At 61.8% G+C, this 20,515-nt stretch carries 24 protein-coding genes; 10 read left to right on the top strand and 14 right to left on the bottom strand.

The window, feature by feature from the left end; genetic code table 11:
- Positions 1 to 22: 22 nt before the first annotated feature.
- The gene (locus tag AC1DNW_RS16785; protein ID WP_162748604.1) at positions 23 to 523 is read left to right on the top strand and encodes a DUF4405 domain-containing protein; all 501 of its coding nucleotides are present in this window, start codon (positions 23 to 25) and stop codon (positions 521 to 523) included.
- A 73-nt stretch (positions 524 to 596) separates the two neighbouring features.
- Complete coding sequence (locus tag AC1DNW_RS16780; RefSeq protein ID WP_113311094.1) at positions 597 to 1,562, top strand: DMT family transporter; 966 nt, start codon at positions 597 to 599, stop codon at positions 1,560 to 1,562.
- 19 nt (positions 1,563 to 1,581) lie between these two features.
- Here the strand turns inward: AC1DNW_RS16780 and AC1DNW_RS16775 are convergent, their stop codons facing one another.
- Positions 1,582 to 2,202 (bottom strand): TetR/AcrR family transcriptional regulator, encoded by a 621-nt coding sequence (locus AC1DNW_RS16775; RefSeq protein ID WP_113299384.1) that lies wholly within the window; start codon positions 2,200 to 2,202, stop codon positions 1,582 to 1,584.
- A gap of 203 nt (positions 2,203 to 2,405) precedes the next feature.
- Here AC1DNW_RS16775 and AC1DNW_RS16770 point away from each other — a divergent pair, with 203 nt between their 5' ends.
- Positions 2,406 to 3,437, top strand: coding sequence for an aldo/keto reductase (locus AC1DNW_RS16770; protein WP_477853677.1), 1,032 nt, complete (start codon positions 2,406 to 2,408; stop codon positions 3,435 to 3,437).
- A gap of 60 nt (positions 3,438 to 3,497) precedes the next feature.
- Here AC1DNW_RS16770 and AC1DNW_RS16765 read toward each other — a convergent pair whose 3' ends face one another.
- A complete protein-coding gene (locus tag AC1DNW_RS16765) occupies positions 3,498 to 4,238 on the bottom strand; it encodes a gamma-glutamylcyclotransferase (protein ID WP_477853676.1) in 741 nt (246 codons plus the stop codon).
- Positions 4,239 to 4,439: 201 nt separating this feature from the next.
- Here AC1DNW_RS16765 and AC1DNW_RS16760 point away from each other — a divergent pair, with 201 nt between their 5' ends.
- The gene (locus AC1DNW_RS16760; RefSeq protein ID WP_113311096.1) at positions 4,440 to 5,186 is read left to right on the top strand and encodes an aminoglycoside phosphotransferase family protein; all 747 of its coding nucleotides are present in this window, start codon (positions 4,440 to 4,442) and stop codon (positions 5,184 to 5,186) included.
- 12 nt (positions 5,187 to 5,198) lie between these two features.
- Here the strand turns inward: AC1DNW_RS16760 and AC1DNW_RS16755 are convergent, their stop codons facing one another.
- Positions 5,199 to 5,729: an SMI1/KNR4 family protein gene (locus AC1DNW_RS16755; protein ID WP_113311097.1), complete on the bottom strand. Its 531-nt coding sequence runs from the start codon at positions 5,727 to 5,729 to the stop codon at positions 5,199 to 5,201.
- A 247-nt stretch (positions 5,730 to 5,976) separates the two neighbouring features.
- On the opposite strand from AC1DNW_RS16755, the gene AC1DNW_RS16750 reads away from it, so the two are divergent.
- A complete protein-coding gene (locus AC1DNW_RS16750; protein ID WP_113299315.1) occupies positions 5,977 to 6,219 on the top strand; it encodes a hypothetical protein in 243 nt (80 codons plus the stop codon).
- A 33-nt stretch (positions 6,220 to 6,252) separates the two neighbouring features.
- On the opposite strand, the gene AC1DNW_RS16745 is transcribed toward AC1DNW_RS16750, so the two are convergent.
- From AC1DNW_RS16745 to AC1DNW_RS16735, 3 genes are read right to left on the bottom strand one after another with little or no spacing between them, the layout of a single operon-like run.
- Positions 6,253 to 6,651, bottom strand: coding sequence for a Fur family transcriptional regulator (locus AC1DNW_RS16745; protein WP_113299316.1), 399 nt, complete (start codon positions 6,649 to 6,651; stop codon positions 6,253 to 6,255).
- On the bottom strand, positions 6,648 to 7,463 hold the full coding sequence (znuB, locus tag AC1DNW_RS16740) for a zinc ABC transporter permease subunit ZnuB (protein WP_113299317.1): 816 nt from the start codon (positions 7,461 to 7,463) through the stop codon (positions 6,648 to 6,650). Before znuB ends, AC1DNW_RS16745 begins: the two co-directional genes overlap by 4 nt.
- Positions 7,456 to 8,394 (bottom strand): metal ABC transporter ATP-binding protein, encoded by a 939-nt coding sequence (locus AC1DNW_RS16735; protein ID WP_113311098.1) that lies wholly within the window; start codon positions 8,392 to 8,394, stop codon positions 7,456 to 7,458. The genes znuB and AC1DNW_RS16735 overlap by 8 nt, the downstream gene beginning before the upstream one ends.
- 102 nt (positions 8,395 to 8,496) lie before the next feature.
- Here AC1DNW_RS16735 and AC1DNW_RS16730 point away from each other — a divergent pair, with 102 nt between their 5' ends.
- From AC1DNW_RS16730 to AC1DNW_RS16715, 4 genes are all read left to right on the top strand, one after another.
- Positions 8,497 to 9,480, top strand: coding sequence for a zinc ABC transporter substrate-binding protein (locus tag AC1DNW_RS16730; RefSeq protein ID WP_477853673.1), 984 nt, complete (start codon positions 8,497 to 8,499; stop codon positions 9,478 to 9,480).
- Positions 9,481 to 9,654: 174 nt separating this feature from the next.
- On the top strand, positions 9,655 to 10,860 hold the full coding sequence (gene zigA, locus AC1DNW_RS16725; RefSeq protein WP_113311100.1) for a zinc metallochaperone GTPase ZigA: 1,206 nt from the start codon (positions 9,655 to 9,657) through the stop codon (positions 10,858 to 10,860).
- Complete coding sequence (locus AC1DNW_RS16720; RefSeq protein ID WP_113311101.1) at positions 10,857 to 11,036, top strand: hypothetical protein; 180 nt, start codon at positions 10,857 to 10,859, stop codon at positions 11,034 to 11,036. Before zigA ends, AC1DNW_RS16720 begins: the two co-directional genes overlap by 4 nt.
- Before the next feature lie 232 nt (positions 11,037 to 11,268).
- Entirely contained in the window at positions 11,269 to 11,568 is a 300-nt protein-coding gene (locus tag AC1DNW_RS16715; RefSeq protein WP_477853671.1) for a hypothetical protein, read from the top strand.
- On the opposite strand, the gene AC1DNW_RS16710 is transcribed toward AC1DNW_RS16715, so the two are convergent.
- Complete coding sequence (locus AC1DNW_RS16710; RefSeq protein WP_113311102.1) at positions 11,550 to 12,698, bottom strand: CBS domain-containing protein; 1,149 nt, start codon at positions 12,696 to 12,698, stop codon at positions 11,550 to 11,552. The genes AC1DNW_RS16715 and AC1DNW_RS16710 overlap by 19 nt on opposite strands.
- A 44-nt stretch (positions 12,699 to 12,742) precedes the next feature.
- Positions 12,743 to 13,639, bottom strand: a complete 897-nt coding sequence (locus AC1DNW_RS16705; protein WP_113311103.1) for a LysR family transcriptional regulator — start codon at positions 13,637 to 13,639, stop codon at positions 12,743 to 12,745.
- A gap of 117 nt (positions 13,640 to 13,756) precedes the next feature.
- Here AC1DNW_RS16705 and AC1DNW_RS16700 point away from each other — a divergent pair, with 117 nt between their 5' ends.
- Positions 13,757 to 14,428 carry a 5-formyltetrahydrofolate cyclo-ligase gene (locus AC1DNW_RS16700; protein ID WP_113311104.1) on the top strand — a complete coding sequence of 224 codons (672 nt, stop codon included), beginning with the start codon at positions 13,757 to 13,759 and terminating at the stop codon, positions 14,426 to 14,428.
- A 75-nt stretch (positions 14,429 to 14,503) separates the two neighbouring features.
- Here AC1DNW_RS16700 and AC1DNW_RS16695 read toward each other — a convergent pair whose 3' ends face one another.
- From AC1DNW_RS16695 to AC1DNW_RS16670, 6 genes are all read right to left on the bottom strand, one after another.
- Positions 14,504 to 14,836, bottom strand: a complete 333-nt coding sequence (locus tag AC1DNW_RS16695; protein ID WP_113311105.1) for an RcnB family protein — start codon at positions 14,834 to 14,836, stop codon at positions 14,504 to 14,506.
- A gap of 201 nt (positions 14,837 to 15,037) precedes the next feature.
- Positions 15,038 to 15,535, bottom strand: a complete 498-nt coding sequence (locus AC1DNW_RS16690; protein ID WP_113311106.1) for a GNAT family N-acetyltransferase — start codon at positions 15,533 to 15,535, stop codon at positions 15,038 to 15,040.
- Between the two features lie 9 nt (positions 15,536 to 15,544).
- Positions 15,545 to 17,158, bottom strand: coding sequence for a glycoside hydrolase family 43 protein (locus AC1DNW_RS16685; protein ID WP_113311107.1), 1,614 nt, complete (start codon positions 17,156 to 17,158; stop codon positions 15,545 to 15,547).
- Positions 17,159 to 17,249: 91 nt separating this feature from the next.
- Positions 17,250 to 18,281 carry an L-glyceraldehyde 3-phosphate reductase gene (mgrA, locus tag AC1DNW_RS16680; RefSeq protein ID WP_113299329.1) on the bottom strand — a complete coding sequence of 344 codons (1,032 nt, stop codon included), beginning with the start codon at positions 18,279 to 18,281 and terminating at the stop codon, positions 17,250 to 17,252.
- A gap of 295 nt (positions 18,282 to 18,576) precedes the next feature.
- Positions 18,577 to 19,710 (bottom strand): Gfo/Idh/MocA family protein, encoded by a 1,134-nt coding sequence (locus AC1DNW_RS16675; protein WP_113311108.1) that lies wholly within the window; start codon positions 19,708 to 19,710, stop codon positions 18,577 to 18,579.
- 8 nt (positions 19,711 to 19,718) lie between these two features.
- A complete protein-coding gene (locus AC1DNW_RS16670) occupies positions 19,719 to 20,483 on the bottom strand; it encodes a sugar phosphate isomerase/epimerase family protein (protein ID WP_477853667.1) in 765 nt (254 codons plus the stop codon).
- Between the last annotated feature and the right edge of the window lie 32 nt (positions 20,484 to 20,515).

The following is a 20,515-nucleotide window of genomic DNA, read 5'->3' as shown; positions in this document are numbered from 1 at the left end:
ACGATCATCCGGAGTGGCTCCGATGGCCGCTAGGCTCACGACACGCAGTTGGGCGACACCGCTGACGATCGGCTCCTTCCTGCTAATGGCAGGTACGGGCGTCATGATGTTCTTCGAGTGGGAACGAGGCCTGATGACCGTCGTTCACCAATGGTTTTCCTGGTTCTTCGTGGCAGGCGCCATCGGTCACATCGTCGCGAACATCAAGCCCTTCAAGTCGCATCTGAAGGCACGATGGGGCCGCTACAGCATTGCCGTTTTCATGATCGTGCTTATCGCCTCCGTCTTCAGCTGGGGGCAGATCACCGGGCCGCAGCTGGAGCGGCCGATCGAACAGGCGCTGATCTATGCCCCGCTCTCGGCTCTTGCTGATGTCACCGGGCAGTCATATGCAGAGCTCATCGCAAAGCTCCGGGAAAAGGGCATAGAGGCCGAGGCACATCAATCCGTCGCAGACCTCGCCCGCCTGCACGACATCGATGAGAACCGCGCGCTCGCAATCATCTTCGGCGTCGATGGATAGGCCTTGATCTTACCGCTTATTGCGACGGTAACCTCACCTGTGCGGCGCCCGGAAACTGTGGCATAACTAGCCGATGGCGATACATGTCTTGGCAGTCCATCGTGATACTGTCGGGACGGAACAGGCGGCAGGCGGTTCGCTTGCAGGGGCCTATTCCGTGGGCGTGCTCTGCTGGCTCCTGTCGGCCGGCATCTATATCGCCGCCAAATGGGTCTCGACGGAAATGCCGCCCTGGGCGCTCTGCTTCTGGCGCGTGCTCATCGCCTTCGCGATCCTGCTGCCGATCGTGCGCCACCATTTTTCCGAGATGCTAGCGCTGGTCCGGGCGCGCGGCCTGGAACTGCTTTTCATCGGCGGCATGGGACTGGCCGTCTGTCAGGGCCTGATCTTTGTCGGCCTCGAACATGCCGATGCCACCACGGCCGGCATCATCATCGCGCTGATCCCGATCATCACCATGATCCTCGCCCGCCTGATGCTGGCAGAGCCGATGGGAAGCTGGCAGGTGGCCGGCTCGATCCTCGCCTTCCTCGGTATCGTCGTCATCATCGTCAAGGGCAGTCCGGCAGCACTTCTGCGCCTCGACCTCAATCCCGGCGAACTCTGGATCGTCGCCGGCGCCTTCTGCTTCAGCCTCTACACCGTGCTGCTGCGCCGGGCGAAATTCGATCTGAACCGCCTTGCCCTGCTCGTCCTGCTGCTCGGCGCCGCTGCGCTGACCGCACTGCCCTTCTATCTCTACGAACTCGCCTCCGACGAACGCACGACGCTGAATACGAGCGGCCTCATAGCGCTCGCCTATGTCGCGATCCCTGGCGGCGCGCTCATGTATTATCTCTTCAATCGCAGCATCGAGGCTCTTGGAGCCGCCCGCGCCGGCGTGCTCCTCTACGTCCAGACGATCTTCATCGCCGTACTCGCCTACCTGATCCTCGGCGAGAAGCTGCAGACCTATCACCTCGAAGGTGCGGCCCTCATCATCGCCGGGCTGTTGCTGATCATCCTGCTGAAACCGAAGGCGAAGACCGCAGCCGCCTAACGCGGCGGGCAAAGAAACCTCAGCCCTTCACGTCAGCCCCATAACGCAGCCCATCCACCAGCAGCGCAATCATCCGCCGGGTCTTGGCCGGATCATCCCCCTGCCCGAGATTGGAAAGCTGTGCGCCGGCGCGGATGAGTTCGCTCGCCTCGACATCGCCGCGCGCTGCTCCCGCTGCAACGGCTCTATCCAGCAGGCCCTGCAATGCCGGGATCATGCGCTGATCGAAATAGACCGGCAGCGCCTGATAGGCCGGGTCGCCGGAATGCAGTGCTGCAGCAAGGCCGCGCTTGGCCATGATGAAATCAGCAAAACGCTGCATCCACAGCGAGAGCGCCTCGCCGGGCTCATGCTCGGCGGCAAGCGTCACTGCCGCATCGGCGCAGGCATCCACCTCGTTGCGCATGACCGCCTTGATGAGATCCGAGCGCTGCGGAAAATGGCGATAGACAGTGCCGACGCCCACGCCCGCCTTTTCCGCAATCTCACGCACCGGCGCATCCACGCCCGAGGTCGCAAACACCGCCAGGGCAGCTTTCAGCAGCAGATCGAGGTTGCGCCGCGCATCCGCGCGCACCGGCCTTTCATGGCCGCTATCAGCCTCGCGCGCCTCGCCCGGGCTGTCCGTCCCGTCAGTCACATCAACACCTCTTGCAAAACGGAACATTGTTCCGTATAAACGGAACCGCGTTCCGGATGCGCCCTTATACCCTGTTTGCCAGGACTTTGCCAACAGCAAAGCCTGTCCGTCAGGGCTTTTGACAGATTCAAAACCTGCCCTCGCGGGCAGCGCAGGTTCAAGCCTGCCCTCACGGGCAGCTCAGATTAAAAGAGGAAACGAAGATGCAATACCGTCCCCTTGGCCGCACCGGCATCAAGGTCAGCCCCTATTGCCTTGGCGCCATGATGTTCGGCGCCATCGGCAATGCCGATCACGACGATTCCATCCGCATCATTCACAAGGCACTCGATACCGGCATCAACTTCATCGATACCGCCGACATGTATAGCCATGGCGAATCCGAGGAGATCGTCGGCAAGGCGCTGAAAGGCCGGCGCGACAACATCGTGCTCGCCACCAAATGCTTCATCCCGATGGGCCAGGATCCGAACCAGCAGGGCAGCTCGCGCCGCTGGATCTACCGCGCCGTCGAAGATTCGCTRCGCCGCCTGCAGACCAATTATATCGACCTCTTCCAGATGCACCGCCCCGCCCCCGATACCGATATAGAGGAAACGCTTTCGGCCCTGACCGACCTGATGCGCGAAGGCAAGATCCGCGCCATCGGCTCCTCCACCTTCCCCGCCTCCGATATCGTCGAGGCACAATGGGTGGCCGAAAAGCGTGGCCTCGCCCGCTTCCGCACCGAGCAACCGCCCTACTCCATCCTGCATCGCGGCATCGAACGTGAGGTCCTGCCGACGCTCKAACGTTACGGCATGGGTGCGCTGGTCTGGAGCCCGCTTGCCATGGGCATGCTCACCGGCCGTTACCGCCGTGGCGCTGCCCAGCCGGACAGCACCCGCGTTGCCTATTTCCCCAAGCAGATGTCGAATGAAAACAGCCTCGATGCCGTCGAGCAGCTCATCCCGCTCGCGGAAGGTGCCGGCATCTCGCTCACCCATATGGCGCTTGCCTTCGTCATCGCCCACCCGGGTGTCACATCGGCGATCCTTGGGCCGCGCACCATGGAACAGCTCGATGATCTCCTGGCCGGCGCGCAAGTCCGTCTGAGCGACGAACTGCTCGATGCCATCGACGCAATCGTACCATCCGGCACCGAAACCGGTCCGCTGGAAGCCAACTACAAGACCCCGGCGATCCAGACCGCGAGCTTGCGCCGCCGTCCGCCCGCCGAACGCGCCGCCGCTTGATCGACAAAGCAGCCTCCGAAGGCTCCGCTATGCCAGCGGAGCCTTCGGCACGACGGCGGATCAACGCTCGTCGGCAGGCAATTGCTGCAGCCTGCGCTGCGCTTCCTCCACCTCGATGGCGAGCTCGTCCAGAAACTCGTCCCACATATCGAGCGCCCTCAAGCCCTCACGCGTGCGAAACAGATAGTCGGCCGAACTGCCGATGCTGCCCGAAGCCGTCGCAAGCCGTTGAATAGTCGCCTCGCGGGAAAGCCCGCCGGCATAGGTATTTGCGAGCGGGTTCATGGTGAAAGTGATGCCGCTTCCAAAGCGGATACCCCCTTCATCGAGAAGGTCGACCCACCGAGGAATATAGGCCTCGGCCACCATCTCCCGCCGCCACAGCAGCTCGAGTTCGTGCAGAAGATCCTCTTCCTGCAGCCGMAGCGCGACGCCATCGCAGGMTCCGCCCGCATCAAGGCCGAGCACGAGACCTGGATTGTCGGGCGAACCCCGCCCGGACGTTGTGGCAAGGCAAAAGGAGCGGCGCCAGCCTTCGATACGGGCTTTCCGGCTTTCGACGCTGAGAATGATCGGATTCCAGATCAGCGAACCATAGGCGAAAATCCAGACATCGCCCGCCGGCCGCTCCGCAAGTATCGATGCGAGAGATGCCTGTCGCTCCTCGTCGCTGAGAAGTTTGAGCGACGGCGCCTCCCCGGCAATCAGGTTTGCGAATGTGCCGCTCAGCAGCAGCTCGCGCGACAGGATTTCCTCGCCACAGCAGGCGATCGCATCTGAGCTTCTATTGTTGATGGTCATGACGCCCCCATTCTCGGCCATGCATATCAGCAATGGCCCTGTTTCGCCGCCATCATCCACGGCTAGCGCGCCGGATAAAGCCTGCCAGCGCAGACACAGTGTCTCCGCAGCCGCAACAATCGACGCATCATCATCCCTCTTTCCGCCACGGAAATGAGCACCACATCGTTTGAAACACACCCTAGGAAATGGGAGCCCGACATGAGCGAAATTGGCCGTCTGCTCGGCGCCGGTAAGGAAGCGGAAGTCTATGAACATGGCAGGCTGGCCCTGAAGCTCTACAGGCCCGGCCGCCCGAAGGCCCCGGCCTTCCGCGAGGCCGCCAATCTGGCGATCGTCGAACGGCTCTCCCTGCCCGCGCCCAGGGTCCACGTCGTCGGCGACTATCATGGGCGCTGGGGCCTGCTGATGGATCGCGCAATCGGCAGAAGCCTTGCCGACGAGATGTTGCCGGAGCCGCCGCTGTCAGCCATCAAGGAGATGGCAGCACTCCACCAGTGCCTGCACCGCGAGCCCGGCACCGGCCTTCCCTCATTGAAATCAAGACTGTCGGCAAATATCGAGCGCGCCGAACCTCTAACACCGGACCTGCGCGACCGGTTGCTTCTGGCGCTTGCCGCCCTGCCAGATGACGACAGGGTCTGCCACGGCGACTTCCATCCCTGGAATATCCTGGGCTCCGGCGACGACGCCATGATCGTCGACTGGCTGGACGCCTGCAGCGGCAATCCGGCCGCCGATGTCTGCCGCACCTATCTCCTGATGCGTCGTGTGCTTCCGGCGATCGCCGAAGCCTATGTCGTCACCTATGCGAAGGCGGCCGAACTGACACCGGACGAAATCTTCACCTGGCTGCCGGTCATCGCCGCCGCCCGACTTGCGGAGGATGTGCCCGAGGAAAACGAGGATCTGCTACATCTTGCAGCACTCGCTCCCTCGGAAGCATAGGCTGGATGCCCCTCACAGACGACTTGGAGTCAGGCCGGTGAGGAATGTCTCGAAATCATCCGCGACGTGGCCGATCTGTTCCCACCCATAGCCCCGATCGCCGAAGGTCTTCGCCTTTATGACGATGTAGAGAATGCGGCCATAGCTGTGCGCATTGAGGTCCAGCAGGCAATGCCCGTAGCCGGCGTCGAAGGTGAGCGGGTAGAGTGCCGCGGGCAGCCGCGGACCGGAATTTCCATAGAGCGGGTCCATGTAGCGCTGCCGCGCTTCGATCATGGTGCGTGGATCGGCAACCACGCCGACATCCACCCTCTTTCGCTTGCCGTTCGGGAACGTGGCTTTCGTCTGGAAGCTGAAGACCGTTTTGCTGTTGAACTGCCGCCCGCCGTAGCGCTGCCAGTATTGTTTGAGCGCATCCGGCAACGCCACACCCTCTGAATGTTCGAAGCCCTCGACCTCCTGCGGTGTTACCGGCTCCTCCGGCCTTCCCCATTCATCCGGCGCTTCGAGAAAACGGTAGATTGCTGCATTGGCGACATCCATTCCGCGTCCGGCCTCCTCATGCCGTTGTAGACGGCATGGGAGATAAGGCGGGAAGGCGTGTTGCAAAGCCCCTGCCCGTTCAGACGCCCGATCTGACAGGACTGCTGATTTCAGTTTCGAAATATTCGTATTCAGTTGCGAATAATTCTCAATTATGCTTTGCTAATGCAAGTGATTAGCAATTGCATTTCAGTCGGCCTCTAGAATCGTTGGTGCGGTCGTGTCCAAGACAAAGGGAATCGATGAAATGACGAGGGACGAGATCGAGCAGCTGCTGCATAAGCTCAGCGACACGCTCCATCTTTCCTCACCGTTCGCCAGCCGGCAAGGTGGCAGCCTCTCGCAGGCGATGGAAAACCTTGCCGACCTGCTGCAGAATTACGAGACCATTTCCGGCGATCCGGACGAAGTCGCAAACCGCATCGCCGAAGCGATCAAGATGGTCGGACAGGCCCGATTTAGCCGCCCCGACGAAGGGACAGTCCACTAAGCAAAGGCCAAATGCCCTGCTGTTGCTGTCGGTTCACGCAGCACAGGCCTCGCAGGTGCCGCGGATTTCGATCGTCGTCTTCGCCGGCTTGAATTTTTGGCTGCGCACCCAGCCCATCAGGCGGTGATCCACCTCATGGTCGTGGAACTCGATCACCTGGCCGCAGCTTTCGCAGATCGCGAAAGCGACGATGCCATGGCTGTGGCAGTCCTCGCCGGGATGGGCGCAGGCGACGAAGGAGTTGATGCTCTCGAGCCGATGCACCACGCCGAATTCGAGCAGCTTTTCCAGCGCCCGGTAAACCTGCAGAGGCGCGCGGAAACCCTGGTCGCGCAGCTTGTCGAGGATCGTATAGGCGCTGAGCGGTCCCTCGGCCTTTTCGAGCACATCGAAAACGAGTGACTGGTTGCGGGTGAGTTGAGGTGCGTTCATGAGCCTTGTCCTTGCAGGTCCCTGCGCCCGCGCCAGGCGGGAAGCAGGCTCAGAATGAAGAGAATGAGAGCGGCGACGACAATCGACGGCCCGGATGGCGTGTCATAAGTCAGCGAGCCAAAGAGCCCGCCGACGACTGCGACTGCGCCGATCAGCGAGGCGAGAACCGCCATCCGTTCTGGCGTCGAGGAGAAGCGCCGCGCCGCTGCCGCCGGAATGATCAGCAGCGAGGTGATCAGCATGATGCCGACGATCTTCATGGCAATGGCGATGACGACGGCCATCAGTAGCATGAAGAACAGCCGCGCCCGCTCCGGCTGCAGGCCCTCGGCCTCCGCCAGTTCCGGATTGACGGTGGCTGCAAGCAACGGCCGCCACAGCCAGGCGATCGCCACTAGCACCAGAATGCCGCCGCCCCAGATCATCGCGATATCCGTGGTCGAGACTGCCAGGATATCGCCGAACAGGAAGGCGATGAGATCGATGCGCACCCAGGACATGAAGGCGACCATGACGAGGCCGATCGCCAGCGTCGCATGTGAGAGAATGCCGAGCAGCGCATCGGCCGACAGCGCCTGACGCTTCTGCAGGAGGAGCAGCAGGATCGAGACGGCAGCGGCGACGACGAAGACGGCCAGTGTCAGGTTGAAATCGAAGAGCAGCGACAGTGCGACGCCAAGCAGCGCCGAATGGGCAATCGTATCGCCAAAATAGGCCATGCGCCGCCAGATGATGAAGCAGCCCAGCGGCCCTGTTGTCAGCGCCAGACCGACGCCAGCCAGGATTGCGCGCACGAAGAAATCGTCAAGCATGGCGGCCCTCCCCGCTTTGGGAGTGGGAATGGGCGTGAGCATGGGCCTCGGCATGCGCATGCCCGTCGTGATGGTCGTGAGCATGGTCATGCCCGTGCTCATGATGATGGCCATCGTCAGGGTGGCAATGGTCCGTTACCGAACCGTCCTCATGCAGAACGCGCCCGTCGGGCAGATGCGTATGGTCGTGGTGATGGCTGTAGACTGCAAGCGTCGGCGCCGCGCGGCTGCCGAAGAGGCGCACATATTCCGGGCTCTGGCTCACCGCCTGCGGCGTGCCGCGGCAGCAGACATGGCCGTTGAGGCAGATGACGGTATCCGTCTCCGCCATGACGACATGCAGGTCGTGCGAGATCAGCAGGATACCGCAGCCGGTGGTATTGCGGATCGACTTGATAAGTTCGTAAAGCGCGATCTCGCCGGCGAAATCCACACCCTGCACGGGCTCGTCGAGAACGAGAAGATCGGGCTTGCGGGCAATGGCGCGTGCCATCAGCGCCCGCTGGAATTCGCCGCCCGAGAGATGCTGTACCTGTGCATCCAGCATATGCGCCATGCCTGATGCTTCGAGTGCCACCATGATATCGGCCTCGGGCAGAGGCCCGGTCAGCGTCATCAGCCGGCGCACCGAAAGCGGCAGCGTCCAGTCCACCGCAAGCTTCTGCGGTACATAGCCGACCTTGAGGCCGGTCTTTTTCGTCACCCTGCCCTCATCCGGCTTCAAAACGCCGATCGCAGCCTTGGCGCTGGTCGACTTGCCGGAGCCGTTCGGGCCGATCAGCGTAACGATTTCGCCGCGCGACACGGAGAAATCCACACCGCGCACCAGCCAGCGACCGCCGCGACGAATGCCGACATTGTCGAGCGAAACCAGCGGTTCGGCGCGGATACTTGCGGCGTTACCAACGGGGTTATCTGCGGGAGAGAGCATCAATTTTTCCGAAAGTGCTGTTGCGTCCTGCTATTGCACACGTTATAGCATAACGCAATTGATGTAATAACATTACAACTGCAATTCAAGCGGAGCATGCTGATGAAACTGGCGATGGGCCTTACCCTCGCAATCCCGGCTTTCCTTTTTGCCGGGTCCCTCCAGGCTGCTGAGGCGCCCGTCGTCGTCACCTCGATCAAGCCGATCCATTCGCTGGTTTCGGCCATCATGCAGGGCGTCGGCAAACCGGAACTGATCGTCGATGGCGCCGCCTCTCCGCACACCTATAATCTGAAGCCTTCCAATGCCCGCGCTTTGCAGGCAGCCAAGGTGATCTTCTGGGTCGGCCCCGGCCTCGAAGCCTTCCTCGAAAAGCCGCTGGAATCGCTGGGTTCCGACGCCATCGTCGCCCGGCTCGACAATGCGCCGGGTCTGGTGAAGCTGCCTTTCCGCGAAGGCGGCGCCTTTGAAGCGCATGATGACGGCGACCAGGATAGTGCTTCCGCCGATGAACATGCTGATGCTGGTCACGATMATGCCGAAGCAGATCATGACCACGACCACGGCGCCTTCGACACCCATCTCTGGCTCGATCCGGTCAACGCCAAGGCGATGGCCACCGAKATCACCACCACGCTGGTTGCCGCCGACCCCGCCAATGCGCTGACCTACGAGGCCAATGCCAAGGAGCTGGATGACAAGCTCGACGCGCTCGACAAGGAAATCGCCGCAACCGTGTCGCCGGTGAAGGACAAGCCCTTCATCGTCTTCCACGATGCCTACCAATATTTCGAGCATCGCTACCATATCCGCGTCGCCGGCTCGATCACCGTCAGTCCCGAGACCATACCGGGTGCGGAGCGCGTCTCGGAGATCCACAAGAAGGTCGGCGATCTCGGCGCAACCTGCGTCTTCGCAGAGCCGCAGTTCGAACCGCGCCTCGTCGATGTCGTCATCGAAGGCACCAGGGCGAAATCAGGCGTGCTGGACCCGGAAGCCGCCACCCTGCCCGCCGGCCCCGATCTCTACTTCACCCWCATGCGTGGCATCGCCGACAGCATGAAGAACTGCCTCGCCAGCGCATAAGCGGAGGATCGGCAAGGCGTCGGCACTGCTTGAACAATCACGGGGCGTTACCAGCGCATCCCGTCGGACTTGCAGCCCTCCCGCGAGGTCTGCGGCGAAAGAAGGCGGCGACACCCCCGTTCCGCCTTTTTTTGTGAGTGCATTTGTTACGTTATAACATAATAGGATGATATTATGGACAAGAGACTTCCCGTCACCGTGCTCTCGGGCTTCCTCGGCGCCGGCAAGACCACGCTGCTCAATCATGTGCTCGGGAATCGCGAGGGCATGCGCGTCGCCGTCATCGTCAACGACATGAGCGAGGTGAATATCGACGCGGCACTTGTGCGCGATGGCGGCGCCAATCTCTCTCGCACAGACGAGCAACTGGTGGAAATGACCAACGGCTGCATCTGCTGCACGCTGCGTGACGACCTGCTCAAGGAGGTGCGCCAGCTTGCCGACCAGGGCCGCTTCGATTACCTGCTGATCGAATCCACAGGCATTGCCGAGCCCCTGCCCGTTGCCACCACCTTCGAATTCCGCGACGAAAATGGAAGAAGCCTCTCGGATGTCGCCCGCCTCGACACGATGGTGACCGTGGTMGACGCCGCCAACCTGCTTGCCGATTACGCCTCCGTCGATTTCCTCGCCGATCGCGGCGAAACATCAGGCGATGGTGACAACAGAACCATCGTCGACCTCCTGGTCGAACAGATCGAATTCGCCGATATCGTCGTGTTGAACAAGATCGGCACGGCGAGCGAAGACCAGCGCGATGCGGCCAGAAAGATCATCACCGGCCTCAACCCGGATGCCCGCATCATCGAAACCGACTTCGGCAAGGTGGCGCTGAAGGATGTGCTCGGCACCAACAGCTTCGATATCGACAAGGCCGAGACCCATCCGCTCTGGTACAAGGAACTGCATGGCTTCAAAGACCATGTGCCGGAAACCGAGGAATACGGCATCCGCTCCTTCGTCTACCGCGAAAGGCGCCCCTTCCATCCTGGGAAATTGCAAGCCTTCCTCGACCGCACCTGGCCGGGTGTGGTGCGCGCCAAAGGCTTCTTCTGGCTGGCGACCCGCCCGCACCATGTCGGCGAAATCAGCCAGGCCGGCGCCCTCGTCCGCACCGGCAAGATGGGCCTCTGGTGGTCCGCCGTGCCGCGCGAACAATGGCCGGAGGAGCCGGCCTTCATGCGCGGCATCGGCCCCTATCTCGACCCCATCTGGGGCGACCGCCGCCAGGAAATCGTCTTCATCGGCGCCAACCCGATGGACGAGGCCTGGATCACGCGGGAGCTCGACGCATGTCTGGTGGAAAGCAAAACATTCACGCCTGAGCGCTGGCGCAACCTGCCTGATCCCTTCATCAGCTGGAACCGGCAGGCGGCATGAAGGCGGCGGCAATCAGACCCTATCGATGCCTGTGCATCGAATGCGAGCCCCTGCCCCCAATCCAGGGCTTGCATCCGCTGACCTATGGAGATCAGGCCGACGGTGAGACGCGAAAACCGAGAGGAATTCTTGCTTTCATCACCGAACGCGTGATGCCGTCGCGACGGCGAGACTAGGTGTGTCGCACATAGGCCCTTCGGCATGCCGGAGGGCCACAGCGCTAAAGATGAATTATGATGCAGATCTATCTTCTGATTGTTTTTTCATCACCCTGAATGCAATAAATGGGCACGGAGGCACGAAGCTCGGCCCTTCGCCGCCCAATCCCCGGCAGCCACAGAGCTCCGCGACAATTCCCCAACTGGCACATGGCTTGCACCGGCTTTAGCAGAAACCACCGGGTCCACCATGCCACCTATCCTGACTGACCTTCTGCTCGCAGTCACCCTCTCCCTCAGCCTGCGGCGCTTCATTCTTCCTTATGTTGTGGAAGATGACGTCCTGCGGGCTTCAGCGCCGGTGACGATGGTGGCCAGCGCCGTGTTTCTTGCCGCACTCGCCCTCACCTGCTCGGACAAGACATTCTGGAGCGCGACCATCACGCTTTCAGGCGGAGCGCTAATGGCCTTCTTCTTCGATGACAGATGGCCGAAGCTCGCCATCACCGCTGCGGCGGCCTGCCTGCTTGCCTATCTCGGCATGCGCTGATTGTCTTCAGGCCGCGTCATCGGTCCGCTTGCCCCCTTGGGTAATGCCCGCGCAACAGCGCTCAGCAGATCCGTCTGCGAAATCAGCCCGACAATACGCCTCGCCTCATCGACGATAATGACGGCATGGGCGCGCCCATCCGTCAGATCCGGCAGCAAAGCCATCGCCACATCGCCAGCACGCGCCGTCGTTGCCGGTGAGACCAGCCGCTCCACCGAACCCGAGGCGACCGCAAGCTCCCGAAGGCCCACCGTCCCGATCAGCTTTCCGGCCTCATCGCGCACCGGCAATGTCCGGATATTGTGGTTGAGCAGCAGCCACCGCGCCTGCTCGACCGTAGCATCCGCATCGATCGCAATCACATCGCGCGACATTATATCGGCGCAGCGGATCTCCGCGTTGGAGCGGGCTACCGCCTCGAACTCTACCTGACGCAGGAGCCGGGCCAGATCGGCGCGGTCGATATCGAAAGTCTCGTTGAGCTTGGCGAGTGCCGCATCGATATCCTCTTCCTGGAAACCGGCGCGCTCCGCCGGGGGGCGGTCTGCCGTCAGGTGCGTATTGACGGGTGCGGCCACCACATGCGGGTAATTGTGCCGCGACAGCTTGTGAAAGACGAGGCCGAGCGCCACCAGCAGGCAGGAGTTCAGGGCGACGGGCACGAAGGGAAAGAGCATGCCCCAGCTGGCAACGACAGGACCGCCGAGCACCGCCGTCAGTGCCGCCGCCCCACCCGGCGGATGCAGGCAGCGGGTAAAGGACATGGCGGCGATCGCCAGCGACACGCCGACACCCGTCGCGATGATCGGATCACGGATCAGGCTTGCAGCCACAACACCCATGATCGCCGAGATCGTGTTGCCGCCGATGATCGACCAGGGCTGCGCAAGCGGGCTCGCCGGCACCGCGAAAAGCAGCACGGCCGACGCCCCCATGGGCGCCACGATCAGCGGCAGATGCGACCCCTCACCGAGGAGCGCGCCGCAGAGCAGGCCGGTGAGCGCAATGGAGACGAGTGCGCCGAGACAGGCAAGCATCCGGTCGCGCAGCGTCGCACCGGCAAGAATGGGATGGAACAGCCGCGAAATGGATGACCGGCGGGGCGTCTCGTCGGGATTTGGCATGCGCATGGAATACTCTTTGAAGAAGGCTGTGAGCGATGTTGGAGGCGCTGCTATTGCAGCATGGAGGGCGGATGGGCCGACAGGAGCATGATCTGCTCGAAGGCCTGCAGCGGATCGGAGCGCTGCTGCCGCCTGGAAATCAGCAGCGTATCGACGGCTCCGAGCCGGTGGACATTGACCTCGGCTCTCCAGGGCAGCATGTCGAGCACCGAGCGCGGCATGACGCCGACGGCATTGCCGGCGATGACCTGCGCAAGGATAGCGTGATAGGACGTCATCTCCACTGTCGGCAGACTGGCGCCGCCGCGGATCCAGCGCTCGGCAATCTGGCGGTAGGTACAGCCGGGCTCCAGCGCAGCAAGCGCCGGAAGGCGGATATCCTGAGGTGCTGTGACTGAAGCATGATGAGGCGGCAGCACGAGCAGCAGGTCTTCCTCGTAGACACGCGCGGAATGGAGATCATCGGCGTCGAAACCCGCAGACGACAACCAGCCGGGCTCGCCCTGCGGTGTGGCKATCAGCGCGCAATCGAGCTCGCCGGATAAAACGGCCCTGGTCAACTCACGCGTGGCGCCGAGCGTCAGCTTCAGGGCAATATCGGGGTTCTGGCCGTTGAAGCGCGCCAGCACCGGCGGAAGACGGCTCGCCGCGGTGCTCTCCATCGTGCCGAGACGTAAGCTCGGCTGCGGGCGGACGCCCTTCAGGGCAAGCTGTGCCTCCCCGGCAAGCGCCGTCAGTCGTCGCGCATAGGAGACGAAGAGCTGTCCCTCTGATGTCAGCGTCATGCGCTTGCCGTCCCGGCTGAACAGAGCAGCATCCATCTGCCCTTCCAAAGCCTGAATGCGGGTCGTGACATTGGACGGCGCGCGCGAAAGCCTCTTGGCTGCGCGGGTGACGCTGCCCTCTTCGGCAACGACGAGAAAAATTTCCAGAGAAGACAGATCCACATCGATCTCGCTTGATGAACGAACTTGTCTATTATTCTAAATCAGAGAATGATCGCAATCGCCGAAGCGTTCAAAATCGTCGCATGAACTGAAAACTTCTTCCGATCGGACCGCCAGATGCAGAAAGACGAACCAGACGATTATGCCTCGCCGGCATGCCTGATGCACGAAGTCGATCCCGCCTATATGGGCTTGGAGGAGCCATGGGAGCTGGTGCGGGAATGGCGCCGCGGCGAGCGCATGCGGCTGATCGACGCCCGCAAACGAATAGAATCGGCCGAGCGGGAGCGGAAGACGGCGCTGATCTCATCGCATCTCGACCGGCTCCTGGGTCCCGTCATCACGGGAAAAACTGTCAGCATCTACTGGCCATTTCAGGGAGAGCCGGATCTTCGTGGCTGGATGGCCGCAATCGCCGGGCGTGCGACATGCCTGCTGCCGGTCGTGGCAGAGAAAGCAAAGCCCCTGACATTCCGGGTCTGGACTCCGGGCGTGAAGCTGGAACGCGGCGTGCTCGGCATTCTCATCCCCACCGAGGGCGAAGAGCGACAACCCGATATCGTGATTGCCCCTGTCGTCGGCTATAGCAGCGGCTGTTATCGCCTCGGCGTCGGCGGCGGTTATTTCGACAGGACGCTGGCGGCGCTCTCCCCCAGGCCGCTCGCCGTCGGCATCGGATTTTCGCAACAGCAGATCCGTACGATCAAGCCGCAGCCGCATGATATCCCGATGGATGCTGTCATCACCGAGGATGGGGTGATCAAGCGCTCAGCCGGCCTCTTCGCCTGACGACAAGGATATCATGTCCACACTCCCCAAACAAAAAGGGCGGCCGAAGCCGCCCTGTTTCTGGTGCACCTGAACTCAGCGATTACCGGCAATGATGCTGGAAATCAGGCCGGAAGCGACGCCGACGAGAAGGTAGTCGTTATCGGCCTTCACCCAGTGATAGCCACGCGGCGGCGGTGCGAGGCGATAGCGGCGGTAGTCGCGGACTTCGCGGTAGCGGCCGCGCTCGGCAGCCGACATGCGATAGCCCCTGGACCAGCGATGCTGACGGTCGACCTTTTTGTGGATGACGACCTTCTCCTTAACGACAACCGGCGGACGACGATGATCGGCGGCGCTGGCTTGCGATGCAACGATCGGCGAAAGCAGGAAAGAAGCGGAAAGAAGAGCTGCGAAAATCTTTTTCATGGGGTTTCCTCGTGTTGAACACGCCCCGAAACTACGTCCGCGAAAATGAACGAAATCTGAAAATAAAATTAAAGATTTGTAATGGAATCGGGTACTTATGCCAGATTCCTAATGTCTTAACCCGGACCTAACGCAACGTTGCAAGATCATGGCAGCGGCAATCACGTCTGCGTAATCGGTCGTGATGAAGACGGCATTCACCTACCGCAAGATCAGCGCCATATTGATCACGTCCTTGTAATCGCCATCGACATGGAACGCATCACGGCTAACCCCCTCTTTCACGAAACCGACCGTCTCATAGAGCCCGATCGCCCGCGCGTTATCGGCATGTACGCCGAATTCGATGCGGATCATGCCGGCCTCGCGCGCCGCCGATATCGCCGCCTCGATCAGCCGACGGCCAAGCCCCTGTCCGCGAAAGCCGGGAAGCAGGCCCATGCCGAGCGAGCCGCGATGGGCATGCGAGGGAAAGAAATGCCGGCGGATATCGCACCAGCCAATCACCTCGCCGCCATTGAGGGCGACGAGATTTACATTGCCTGATGCGATCGAAGAGAGCGCGAACTGGCGCGTCTCCTCAAGCGGCCGGGCTTCGAGAAGGCTGAGATATTTGCGTTCGCGAGCCACCGTATCGAGCACCAGGTGGAAGGCTTCTATATGGTCTGGGGCCATTGGCTCGATGCGGATATCAGCCATCGCCCCGTCTCACAGCTCGTCGTAGTTGAACCAGTCGAAATCGGCCGTCTTTGCCCGCCCCGACGTATCGAAGGCGAAGACGCCGGCAAAAGCGCCGGTAAACGAGCCATGCTCGCCGCGCCCGCCCTCGTCGGAGACGACACCGGCATCGAGAACCGGGCCGATCGGCTGCCACGCGCCCTTGCCTTCCGTCTGCCAGAAGAACTGCAGGTCGTTATCGCGGATCTCCATGGCTAGCTGCACACGGCCATCGGCAGGGATCGCCACGCCGGCCTCGGCGGGGAAACTCATGCGGCCGTTCGGATAATCGCCGTTGCAGGAAAAGATCGTGACGCAACGGCCAAGCTTTTCATGCAGTGTCACGACGACGGCATGGAACTTGTGGCGGTTATAGTAGTGGGTCAGACCGGCCACCTGCTGATAGGTGTCCGGCGTAAACTCCACGACCGTCTCGGCACGGAAACTGTGATGCTCCTGCCGGCGGGCGACGAGTGCCTGCTCGAACCAGGAACCGACGCTTTCACGGCCGATCAGCCTGAGATGGCCGGGGCGGTCAGTCAGGTTGAAGATGCGTTCCGGCTGTGGCGTGCGCAGCCACTGAAAATCGGCGGGCAGTTTACCGCCATCGAAATTATACCCGCTACGAACAGGCTTTTCCGCCCGCGTAGCACCACCAAGGCCGGGCACCTCTACATCGGGGACCGTCGTGCCGTTTTCGAGGTAGAGCCAGCCATCCTCGCGCCAGACGCATTTCTGCAGCGCCGTCTCGCGCCCCAGCGTGCAGCGGCGCTTCGGCGGCAGCGGCCGGCCGCAGAGATGGGTGTGATAGACTTGGCCATCCGGCGTTTCGACATATTGCCCGTGCCCTGCCCGCTGCAACACCGCTTCCGGATGGTCCTTGGAAGTGATCAGGTGCCGGTTGGGATGCAGTTCATAGGGGCCATCGATAGTGCGCGAACGCGCCATCGTCACCGCATGGTCGTAGCCGGTGCCGCCTTCCGCCGTCGTCAGATAATACCAGCCGTTCTTCCGGAAGAGATGCGGTCCCTCGACGAGGCCGAGCGGGCTGCCGGCGAAGATATTCTTGATCGGCCCCTTGAGCGATTTCGTCTGTGCATCCCATTCCTGCAGCAGGATGCCATCGAAGGCCGGCGATTTCGGCGAGCCGCCGTAGCTTTCCGTCCGGTGGTTCCACTGCATGTTGACGAACCACTTGCGGCCGTCCTCGTCATGGAAGAGCGACGGGTCGAAGCCCGAGGAATTGACGTAAACAGGCTCGGACCACTCACCCTCGATGGTGGGCGCGGTCACGATGTAGTTATGCGCATCCTTGAAGTTGCCGTCGAAGCGCTTCACGTCGGTGTAGACGAGCCAGAACTGGCCGTCGGCATAGGAAAGACATGGCGCCCAGATGCCGCAACTGTCAGGATTGCCCCGCATGTCGAGCTGCGAGGCGCGCTCGAGAGGCCGGCGCACCAGCGTCCAGTTCACCAGATCGCGCGAATGGTGGATCTGCACGCCCGGATACCATTCGAAGGTGGACGTCGCGATGTAATAATCGTCGCCGACGCGGCAGATGGACGGGTCGGGATTGAATCCGGGCAGGATTGGATTGCGGATCATGGCGGCTCCTCCTTTTGAGCAACAATTTCTGCTGCACGTACATCAGATTATATCAGAAAAACGCCCGGGGTTTTGCCCCGGGCGGTGAAACTTATTCCAGCTCTGCGGACTTCGCCCAGAGATTGATGTCGGCCTCCTTGGCATAGACATCGATCTGCTTCAGCTCTTCGGCCGTAAACTCGAGATTGTCGAGCGCATTGACGCAATCGACGATCTGCGAGGATCGGCTGGCGCCGATCAGCGCCGAGGTTACGCGATCGCCCCGCAGCACCCAGGCGATCGCCATCTGCGCCAGCGTCTGGCCACGCTTTTCGGCGATCTCGTTGAGTTTCCTGATATTGTCGATGATCTGCGGGCGGATGAAGTCCTTCTTGAGGAAGTGGTTCTGCGCCGCACGGCTGTCAGCGGGAATGCCGCCGAGATATTTCGTCGTCAGCATGCCCTGGGCAAGCGGCGAGAAGACGATCGAGCCCATGCCGACCTCATCGAGCGCATCGAGCAGCTTGTCGTCCTCGACCCAGCGGTTGAGCATGGAATAGCTCGGCTGGTGGATGAGGCAGGGCGTGCCCAGATCCTTGAGAATGGCCGCAGCCTCGCGGGTGCGCTGCGAATTATAGGAGGAGATACCGACATAGAGCGCGCGGCCGGAACGCACGATGTAGTCAAGCGCGCCGCAGGTTTCTTCCAGCGGGGTGTCCGGATCGAAACGGTGCGAATAGAAGATATCGACATAGTCGAGACCCATGCGCTCAAGGCTTTGGTCGCAGGAAGCGATCAGGTACTTGCGGCTGCCCCACTCGCCGTAGGGACCCGGCCACATGTCGTATCCGGCCTTGGAGGAGATGATGAGCTCGTCACGCAGACCCGCAAAATCGGTGCGCAGGATTTCGCCGAAAGCGGTCTCGGCGCTGCCGGGAGGCGGGCCGTAATTGTTGGCGAGGTCGAAATGGGTGATGCCGAGATCGAAGGCCGTGCGGCACATGTCGACCTTGCGGTCATGCGGGGTGTCGCCGCCGAAATTGTGCCAGAGGCCGAGGGAAACGGCCGGCAGCTTCAGGCCGGAACGGCCCGTGCGGTTATACTTCATCTTCGAATAGCGGTCTTCGGCCGGTTGCCAGCTCATCTGAGGTCTCCTCAACCTGTAAAAAGTGCTTCTCTTTCGTATCCGCACCGAGCGGCGGTCGAAAGCTAATAACGTCGCGGCCCTCGTGTCGGGCGCGCCGGCACTATTGGAGCAAGCGCCCCGTTACGGCAAGCGCGTGGCGCATGTTCTCGACAACTTCACATACTGACGTTGCTTGATAGGCCCTGCCCTCAAACACCGTCATCCTCGGGCTTGTCCCGAGGATGACGACGTTAGCGTGGTGCCTCACGGCAATCCGGAGCCGACCGTACCGACCCCGGAAAGCTCTCTCGGCTTACTTCAACAGCGCCAGTGCTTCCTCGATGCCCAGCGCCGCCGGCTGCGTGCAGGTCGTCGTCAGATCGACGAAACGGCCTTCCGCACCCGACTTCAGGATCGAGGTCATGATATCGACGCCGTGCAGCGTGCGGTCGAGCGAGCAACGCGCATCGCGGCCGTCGATTAGCGACATGGCCATGTCGGCAAGGCCGGCCGTGCGGTAGTTGGCGCGCGGGCCGTTCGGGCTTTCCTGGTTGAACTTGCCGAAGGGATGATCCCAGGCATCCAGCGCCTTGATCTCCTTGTCGCGGCCGCTTGCCTCGACGACACCGCCGAAGAAGTTCGGGTCCGGCACGTAGAGCGAACCATCAGTGCCATAGAGCTCCATATTGGCGTGGCGGTGCGACCAGACATCCCAGCTTGCCGTCAGCGTCACGGTGGCGCCGGAGACGAATTCGAGCAGCGCCTGGATCGTCGTTGGTGTCTTGACCGGGATGGACTCGCCATTGCGCGGCTGGCTGGTGATGGTGCGGGTTTCCGATGCCATCGAGGTCATGCCGGCGACGCGCTTCACCGGTCCGATCAGGTTGATCAGGTTGGCGATATAATACGGCCCCATGTCGAGGATCGGACCGCCGCCCGGCAGGAAGAAGAAGTCCGGGTTCGGGTGCCACATTTCCATGCCCGGGCCCATGACGTAGCAGGCGCCCGACGTGATACGGCCAACGCCGCCGTCATCGATGAACTTGCGGGCAAGCTGATGTGCGCCGCCGAGGAAAGTATCGGGCGCGCAGCCGACGGAAAGTCCCTTCTCCTTGGCGATGCGGCGAAGCTCTTCGCCCTGCTCCAGCGAGAGCACGAGCGGCTTTTCCGAATAGACATGCTTGCCGGCTTCAAGGGCCGCCTTCGATACCGGATAATGCGCATCCGGGATCGTCAGGTTGACGACGACGTCGATCTCGTCATTGGCGAGAAGCTCGTCGATCGTCTGTGCCGTCACATTGTATTCTTCGGCGCGCTGCTTTGCCGCCTGCACGTTGATATCGGCGCAGGCGAGCACCTTCAGCCCCTTGAAGAGCGGTGACAGCGAGAAGTAGGTGGTGGAGATATTGCCGCATCCGATGATGCCGACGCCAAGTTCCTTGGTCATGGTCTGCCTCAGTAGGTCTTGAAGGAAGCGATCGAGCGCGTGATGTTGCGGTCGATATCATTGGGATTGTCGTGCTCGACGACGAAATGCTTGGCCTTGGTGCCGGACTTGACGGCCGGAAGCAGCTTTGCCCAGCCGATCGTGCCATGGCCGACATCGGCCCAGCCGCCTTCGTCAGTGGCTTCACCAGCCGGCGCGATGTCCTTGACGTGGACGGCGCTGATGCGCGAACCGAGCTTTTCGACCCAGGCGTAGGGGTCCGCACCGCCGCGAACGACCCAGGCAATGTCAGCTTCCCAGGAAATGTCGGGCGCGCCTTCGAAAATGCGCTCGATCGGCAGCGAACCGTCGGAGAGCTTTACGAATTCGAAGTCGTGATTGTGCCAGCCGAATTCATAGCCCGCATCCTTGTAGGGCTTGCTCATGGCCTGCAGGCGCTTGCCGAAGGCGAGCCAGCCGGCAGCATCCGTCGGGCGCTGGTCGGGCATCAGGTGCGGCGCATAGATGGAATCCATGCCAAGGATCTTGGCGATCTGCAGCGACTTCTCGACGCTGCCTTCGAGGAAGTCGGGGCTGAAATGGCCGGTCGCCATCACGAGGTCGTTCTTGTCGAGATCGGCGCGCAGGCTCTTGAGGCCCGCCTCGTCGAGTTCGGCATAGATGCCGCCGAAGCCTTCGACTTCGCCATAGCCGGCCTTGCCGAGCTTTTCAAAGATCGCCGACAGCGGCGGGAAATTGCGGGCGCTATAAAGCTGATAGCTGAGCTTGGTCATGTCATCCTCCTCGGGCCTCGTGCCCGTTCTCA

This window comes from Rhizobium sp. 05L429, from assembly GCF_056397645.1.
This window is presented reverse-complemented; position numbering and strand designations above follow the sequence as displayed.

Bases quoted from the DNA above. Each gene is read 5' to 3' on its own strand.
- AC1DNW_RS16785 (WP_162748604.1), top strand. From the start codon at position 23: ATGGCCGCTAGGCTCACGACACGCAGTTGGGCGACACCGCTGACGATC.
- AC1DNW_RS16780 (WP_113311094.1), top strand. From the start codon at position 597: ATGGCGATACATGTCTTGGCAGTCCATCGTGATACTGTCGGGACGGAA.
- AC1DNW_RS16760 (WP_113311096.1), top strand. From the start codon at position 4,440: ATGAGCGAAATTGGCCGTCTGCTCGGCGCCGGTAAGGAAGCGGAAGTC.
- AC1DNW_RS16755 (WP_113311097.1), bottom strand. From the start codon at position 5,729: ATGGATGTCGCCAATGCAGCAATCTACCGTTTTCTCGAAGCGCCGGAT.
- AC1DNW_RS16750 (WP_113299315.1), top strand. From the start codon at position 5,977: ATGACGAGGGACGAGATCGAGCAGCTGCTGCATAAGCTCAGCGACACG.
- AC1DNW_RS16745 (WP_113299316.1), bottom strand. From the start codon at position 6,651: ATGAACGCACCTCAACTCACCCGCAACCAGTCACTCGTTTTCGATGTG.
- znuB (WP_113299317.1), bottom strand. From the start codon at position 7,463: ATGCTTGACGATTTCTTCGTGCGCGCAATCCTGGCTGGCGTCGGTCTG.
- AC1DNW_RS16735 (WP_113311098.1), bottom strand. From the start codon at position 8,394: ATGCTCTCTCCCGCAGATAACCCCGTTGGTAACGCCGCAAGTATCCGC.
- AC1DNW_RS16720 (WP_113311101.1), top strand. From the start codon at position 10,857: ATGAAGGCGGCGGCAATCAGACCCTATCGATGCCTGTGCATCGAATGC.
- AC1DNW_RS16715 (WP_477853671.1), top strand. From the start codon at position 11,269: ATGCCACCTATCCTGACTGACCTTCTGCTCGCAGTCACCCTCTCCCTC.
- AC1DNW_RS16710 (WP_113311102.1), bottom strand. From the start codon at position 12,698: ATGCGCATGCCAAATCCCGACGAGACGCCCCGCCGGTCATCCATTTCG.
- AC1DNW_RS16700 (WP_113311104.1), top strand. From the start codon at position 13,757: ATGCAGAAAGACGAACCAGACGATTATGCCTCGCCGGCATGCCTGATG.
- AC1DNW_RS16695 (WP_113311105.1), bottom strand. From the start codon at position 14,836: ATGAAAAAGATTTTCGCAGCTCTTCTTTCCGCTTCTTTCCTGCTTTCG.
- AC1DNW_RS16690 (WP_113311106.1), bottom strand. From the start codon at position 15,535: ATGGCTGATATCCGCATCGAGCCAATGGCCCCAGACCATATAGAAGCC.
- AC1DNW_RS16685 (WP_113311107.1), bottom strand. From the start codon at position 17,158: ATGATCCGCAATCCAATCCTGCCCGGATTCAATCCCGACCCGTCCATC.
- mgrA (WP_113299329.1), bottom strand. From the start codon at position 18,281: ATGAGCTGGCAACCGGCCGAAGACCGCTATTCGAAGATGAAGTATAAC.
- AC1DNW_RS16675 (WP_113311108.1), bottom strand. From the start codon at position 19,710: ATGACCAAGGAACTTGGCGTCGGCATCATCGGATGCGGCAATATCTCC.
- AC1DNW_RS16670 (WP_477853667.1), bottom strand. From the start codon at position 20,483: ATGACCAAGCTCAGCTATCAGCTTTATAGCGCCCGCAATTTCCCGCCG.